Source organism: Neisseria sp. P0022.S010, assembly GCF_051956635.1.
Genome location: NZ_JBQCXF010000706.1, coordinates 1 through 1,287, shown reverse-complemented (window position 1 = coordinate 1,287; position 1,287 = coordinate 1). Strand labels below are relative to the sequence as shown.

The following is a 1,287-nucleotide window of genomic DNA, read 5'->3' as shown; positions in this document are numbered from 1 at the left end:
TACATATACAGTCGATAATGTGCCTTCATATTTTATAGATTGGGAAAGGAATATTCCTTTCTTGCCCATCTTTATGTTGCCTTATATGACGTCACCGTTTTTCTTCTTGGTCACTATATTTTTGGAAAAGAACGAAAGCAGTCTGAAATTACTGATAAAAAGAGCAACCTTTTTAATCGGAGTTTCTACTGCTCTATTTGTAATATTTCCTATGAAATTTTATTTTTTCAAGCCTGAAGTCGATAACCAAATTTTAAAATCCTTCTTTTATATTTTGGGAAAATTGGACAGTAGTTTTAACCAATGCCCGTCATTACATGTGAGTTTCGCTTTTCTTTCAGCTGAGGTTTATTGTAGAGAATTCAAATCCAAATTCTTAAAATCATTTTTTGGTATCTGGGGATTTTTACTCGCTATTTCGGTCTTATTTGTCTATCAACACCATTTGATTGATTTTGTAGGGGGAACATTAATATTTTTAATCACTTGTATCCTTTTCCCAAGAAAAAAGACAGTTTAAGCGTTTTGTCACAGAATCTTAGAAAGCACTACAACAACGATTGAAGCATAGTTCAAACATACAAAAAGGCCGTCTGAAACCATTTCAGACGGCCTTTTACTTTTAAACCTAACCCTCTTTATTTAACCGCAACCGCCGCATTTGCCGCAGCCGCTGCTGCAGTCGCGTTTTTTCGGTTTGAACACGAATTTTCGCAAGAGGAAGAATACGCAGGCGAGCATAATCAAGCCGACGATAATATATTGAGTCATGACGATAGTATCCTTGAAGAAATTTGGTAAACCACAAATGCGGCAAAATAAGCCATCAGGAACAAATAGCCTGTAATCATAAGCATATTTTTCGTGGATTTAGTTTCGCGTTTAATTACGGTCAAAGTCGCGGCACACATCGGAGCATACACATACCAAGCCAAGAAGGCAAAGGCAGTCGGCAAGCCCCAGTTGTTGTGTACGATAGGAATCAGTGCGTTTTGTACCGCATCTTCAGACGACGCGCTGACGGCGTAAACGGTACCCAATGCGGCAACAACCACTTCGCGCGCGGCAATACCCGGAATCATGGCGATACACATTTCCCAAGTAAAGCCCAAAGGTGCAAACAACGGCTGAATAGCATGACCAAGCGTACCTGCCAAGCTGTAATCGATGGCTGCACCGGTTGCGCCTTCAGGCGGTTGCGGCCAGCTTACCAAGCCCCACAGAACCACGGCCAACGCGAAGATGATGGTACTCGTGTGTTTTGGGAGGGCTTTTGTTTTGTTTTAT

General features: G+C 41.1%; 2 protein-coding genes and 1 pseudogene. 1 reads left to right on the top strand and 2 read right to left on the bottom strand.

The annotated features are described in order from the left end of the window. The coding region (locus ACTHUT_RS20820) for a phosphatase PAP2 family protein (protein ID WP_440419707.1) at nucleotides 1–520 on the top strand (520 nt) is incomplete at its 5' end. A gap of 122 nt (nucleotides 521–642) precedes the next feature. Here the strand turns inward: ACTHUT_RS20820 and ACTHUT_RS20815 are convergent. Beyond that, nucleotides 643–771, bottom strand: a complete 129-nt coding sequence (locus tag ACTHUT_RS20815; RefSeq protein ID WP_003683546.1) for a FeoB-associated Cys-rich membrane protein — start codon at nucleotides 769–771, stop codon at nucleotides 643–645. After that, nucleotides 768–1,256 (bottom strand): annotated as a pseudogene (locus ACTHUT_RS20810) (nucleoside recognition domain-containing protein); the annotation flags it as partial. The gene ACTHUT_RS20815 and the pseudogene ACTHUT_RS20810, both read right to left, overlap by 4 nt. Nucleotides 1,257–1,287 lie beyond the last annotated feature (31 nt).

Bases quoted from the DNA above. Each gene is read 5' to 3' on its own strand.
- ACTHUT_RS20815 (WP_003683546.1), bottom strand. From the start codon at position 771: ATGACTCAATATATTATCGTCGGCTTGATTATGCTCGCCTGCGTATTC.